Below are 3,875 nucleotides of genomic sequence, written 5' to 3'. Positions count from 1 at the left end.
GGTGGGGCCGGGGGCGGCTGTGGTCCGTGGTGTGGCGGGGCCGGGCGCGGGGGTTCCGCCGGCGCTTCCAGTACCTCCGTCACCCGTACGTCCACCGCCTCCACCAGCAGGCCCAGCCGGTCCGCCGCCGCCCCGAGCAGCACCTCGCGCAGCCGGTCGGCCGTCGCCGGAAACGGTTCCGCCGGTGTCGCCCCGCACTTCGCCGCGATGCGCAGGGGCCCTGGCGGCAGCGCGCTCGGCGGGGGCGGAACGGCCGGGGACTCGGCGGTGTCGGGGTCGGCGGGCGCGATCCGGAGCGTTGTCAGGCGTACGTCGGCGACCTCGGCGGCGGCCCGCCCGAGCACCTCGCTCGCCGCGCGCTCGGTGATCCAGGAGCCGTCCTCCCGCCCGCCCAGGGGCAGCAGCCTGCCGAGCCGCAGCTGTTCCCGCACGGTCTGCGCGAGCCGGTCGGTGACCACCGCTTCTCCCTTCGGCGCCGTACGTCCCACTGGGCTGTTGGTCCCAGCCTGCCGTATCGATCGCGCGAGTGCCGCATCTCCGAGGCGGTTCGGGGAAAACGCCTTTAGGCTGGCAAGTAGAGCGAGCGAAAAGCTCTTCCACCGCTCTTCGCCTCGGAAGGGACGACCGGTGATGTCTGATACCGCGCCACGGAACCGATCCGAGAACCCCGCCACGGAGCCCGCCGCCGACACACCCAAGACGCCGGGAGGCGGCACGGCCCCCGCCCCCGACCGGGTGCGGCGCGGCGGAGGCGATCCGGGCTCACGGGGTCGCACCACCATCGCTGATGGCGTCGTGGAGAAGATCGCCGGTATGGCGGCCCGCGATGTGGTCGGCGTCCACGCGATGGGCGGCGGCTTCGCGCGCACCTTCGGGGTCGTACGGGACCGGGTGCCCGGCGGCCGGTCGGTCACCCGAGGGGTGAAGGCGGAGGTGGGGGAGGTGCAGACGGCCCTCGACCTGGAGATCGTGGTGGACTACGGGGTCTCCATCGCCGATGTCGCACGGGCCGTGCGGGAGAACGTGATCGCGGCGGTCGAGCGGATGACCGGCCTCGAAGTGGTCGAGGTCAATATCGCGGTCAGTGATGTCAAGTTGCCGGACGAAGAAGAGGAATCGCCGGAGCCGCGGCTCCAGTAGTCCGGCAGCGGTTCCGGTCGGCTCCAGCAGGGGAGCACACGATGAGCATGGCCGTGGTCGGGATGATCGCGGGAATGGCGCTGGCATTCGCCGGTTACTTTGGTGGTTTCGGGGCCTTTCTGCTGGTGGCGGCGTTGGGCGCCGTCGGGTTCATTGTCGGCCGATTCCTGGACGGTGATCTGGAGCCGGGTGACTTCTTCCGTTCCCGTGGCCGTGACGAACGGCGACGGTGAACACCATGACGGCGGTGGAAGCCGTGCCGACGGTGAACACCGTGCCGACGGTGGGGGCCGTGACGACAGTCGAGGCCGTGACGACAGGACGACAGTAAGGACATGCCGTGGTCGAGGCGGGTGAGCGGGGCGCGACGCGCATCGCGGACCGGGTCGTCGCGAAGATCGCCTCGCAGGCGGCGCGGGAGGCGCTGCGCGCCGGCGCCGCCACCGCTCCGGATGCCGCCCTTACCGATGCCGCCGCGGCACGGCCGAACGCCGTCGCCGCGGTGCGCGGGGGCGTCGCGCGGGTCCGGGTCGCCGTGGAGCTCGGCTATCCGTCGGACATCGGCGCCCAGTGCGGGGCGGTACGTCGCCACGTGGTCGAACGGGTCGGCGAGTTGACCGGCATGGAGGTGCCCGAGGTCGCGGTGACGGTCGAACGGCTCCATGTGCCGCGGTGGGAGCACCCGGAGCAGAGGGCGCACCGGGGGAGGGACAGGGTGCGATGAACGCTGACCGGGCGAACGCGGGCCGGGCGAACGAGAGCCGGGTGGACGCGGGTCAGGCCAACGAGGGCCGGGCGGATGCGGGCCGGGCCGGCGCGGACCGGGTGAACCTGGAGAAGACGAACGCCGACCAGAGGACGCGTCAGTCCCCGTCCGCATCTGCGTCCCCGTCCCCGCCCGCGTCCGCGTCCCCGCCCGCGTCCGCGTCCCCGTCCGCGTACGGCGCGGGTGCGGGTACGGGGACGGGCACCGGTTCGGGGGACCGGAATCCGTCCGTGCGGGTCAGGCGCTTCTGGTCGGTGCGGCGGGTACCGGCCGGGATCGTCGCCCTCGTCCTCGCCGCCGTGGCCGGGCTGCTGCTGTACGACGTGGCGGCCGTGCGCTCGGGCCGGCCCGCGATGCGCTGGCGGGATTGGCTCGCCGATCAACTCGCCACGCGCCCGCTGGACGACGCGTGGGTCATGGGCGGGGCGGGGCTGCTGGCTGTGCTGGGGGTGTGGATGGTGGTCCTCGCGTTGACGCCGGGGTTGCGCGGGCTGCTCCCGATGCGTCCGCCGAAGGCGGGCGTCGAGGGTGCTGCCGGGGGTGGTGGTTCCGGGGCCGGGGCCGTCGTCCGGGCGGGGATCGACCGGACCTCGGCGGGGCTGGTGCTGCGGGACCGGGCGATGGAGGTGCCCGGTGTGCGGGCGGCGCGCGTCGACGTCGGCCGCCGGCGGATCAGGGCCCGCGCGCTGGCCCACTTCCGTGACCTCGACGAGGTACGGGCGGATCTGGACGCCGCCCTTCATGAGGGCATCCGGCAGCTGGGCCTGGCCCGGCGGCCCGCCCTGTCCGTCCATGTCCGGCGGCCGGCGAAGTCGAAGAGGTGAGCGGTCGATGCTGAGGGTCGTCAACCGGGTGCTGCTGGGCGTCGTGGGTCTGGTGTCGGCCGGTGCGGGCGCGGTGGTGCTGGCCGGGTGGCCGCCGTTCGACGGACGGCACGATGTGCTGCTCAGCCGGGCGGACCGGATGCGCTGGCGGGACGCCGGGTGGTGGTGGCCGGTCGTCATCGCGGTGCTGGCGGTGCTCTTCGTGCTCGCGTTGTGCTGGCTCCTGGCGCAGCTGCGGCGACGGCGGCTGCGGGAGGTGCTGGTGGAGACGGGCGACGGCGAGGGTGCGCTGCTGCGGGGGCGGGCCCTGGAAGCGGCGCTCCTGGCGGACGCGGAGTCGCTGGAGGGGGTGGAGCGGGCCGAGGTCCTGCTGCGGGGCCGGCGCACCACACCGGAGGCCCGGATGGGGCTGGTGCTGGAGGCGCGTGCGGAGCCGGCGCCGACGCTGGACGGGCTGCGGGGGAAGGCGCTGGAGCGGGCGCGGCGCTCGGCGGGGTTGGAGCGGCTTCCGGCGGAGGTGCGGCTGCGGGTGGCGCGGCACGGGGCGGAGCGGGCCCGGTAGCTCTACGGGGCGGGGCCTCCGGGTGCGGGTACTTGGTGGTTGCCCGGGGGCGGGGGTGCCCTGGGGTGCGCGGTCGGTTGTGTGGGTGGGTGCGGGTGCGGGGCCTCCGGGGCGGGGTCCTGGACCGTATATTTACGGCGCCGACGACAGTTGAGCGTGGGGTGGGCCGGAGATTGGCGCCACAAATACACGTAAGCGTCCAGGACCCCACCCCTCCGACCCCGCCCCCTCCCGCCTCGTCGGCGACCGCACTCCGGCGGCCCCGGGCACCTGTCCGGTGACGGGTGTGCCGGGTGGCGCGGGTGCTGGGCCGGGGTGGGTACGATCCCGCTCTCGTCTCGTCGTGTCGGTGTCCGTATCCCGGTGGTCCTGAGTGCCTGTCCGGTGACGGGTGTGCCGGGTGGCGCGGGTGCTGGGCCGGGGTGGGTACGACCTCGTCCCCTCCCGCCTCGTCGGCGTCCGCGCCCCGGTGGTCCGGATGCCTGTTCTGTTTCGGGTTCGTCCGGGCGCGGGTGCGGTCCCCGCCCCTCCCGTCTCTTCGGCGACCGCTGGCGGGGTCCGGGGCGGAGTCCCGGCGGGGGGC

The 3,875-nt window shown here is 74.6% G+C and carries 5 protein-coding genes and 1 pseudogene; 5 read left to right on the top strand and 1 reads right to left on the bottom strand.

Annotated features, from left to right (window positions below; translation table 11 throughout):
- Positions 1–458, bottom strand: a pseudogene (locus AXW62_RS44065) (nucleopolyhedrovirus P10 family protein); the annotation flags it as partial.
- Between the two features lie 172 nt (positions 459–630).
- Here AXW62_RS44065 and AXW62_RS22540 point away from each other — a divergent pair.
- From AXW62_RS22540 to amaP, 5 genes are all read left to right on the top strand, one after another.
- Complete coding sequence (locus AXW62_RS22540; RefSeq protein WP_030841223.1) at positions 631–1,140, top strand: Asp23/Gls24 family envelope stress response protein; 510 nt, start codon at positions 631–633, stop codon at positions 1,138–1,140.
- A 41-nt stretch (positions 1,141–1,181) separates the two neighbouring features.
- Positions 1,182–1,373, top strand: a complete 192-nt coding sequence (locus AXW62_RS22535) for a hypothetical protein (RefSeq protein ID WP_030841226.1) — start codon at positions 1,182–1,184, stop codon at positions 1,371–1,373.
- Between the two features lie 107 nt (positions 1,374–1,480).
- On the top strand, positions 1,481–1,864 hold the full coding sequence (locus AXW62_RS22530) for an Asp23/Gls24 family envelope stress response protein (RefSeq protein WP_060946124.1): 384 nt from the start codon (positions 1,481–1,483) through the stop codon (positions 1,862–1,864).
- The gene (locus AXW62_RS22525) at positions 1,861–2,730 is read left to right on the top strand and encodes a DUF6286 domain-containing protein (protein ID WP_174556416.1); all 870 of its coding nucleotides are present in this window, start codon (positions 1,861–1,863) and stop codon (positions 2,728–2,730) included. Before AXW62_RS22530 ends, AXW62_RS22525 begins: the two co-directional genes overlap by 4 nt.
- Before the next feature lie 7 nt (positions 2,731–2,737).
- Positions 2,738–3,292, top strand: a complete 555-nt coding sequence (amaP, locus tag AXW62_RS22520; RefSeq protein ID WP_060946123.1) for an alkaline shock response membrane anchor protein AmaP — start codon at positions 2,738–2,740, stop codon at positions 3,290–3,292.
- The last annotated feature ends 583 nt before the right edge of the window (positions 3,293–3,875 follow it).

Origin of the sequence: Streptomyces hygroscopicus subsp. hygroscopicus (genome assembly GCF_001553455.1) — a bacterium.
Taxonomy (GTDB): domain Bacteria; phylum Actinomycetota; class Actinomycetes; order Streptomycetales; family Streptomycetaceae; genus Streptomyces; species Streptomyces hygroscopicus.
Note: the sequence above shows the minus strand (reverse complement) of the source record. Positions and strands in the feature narration are given on the sequence as shown.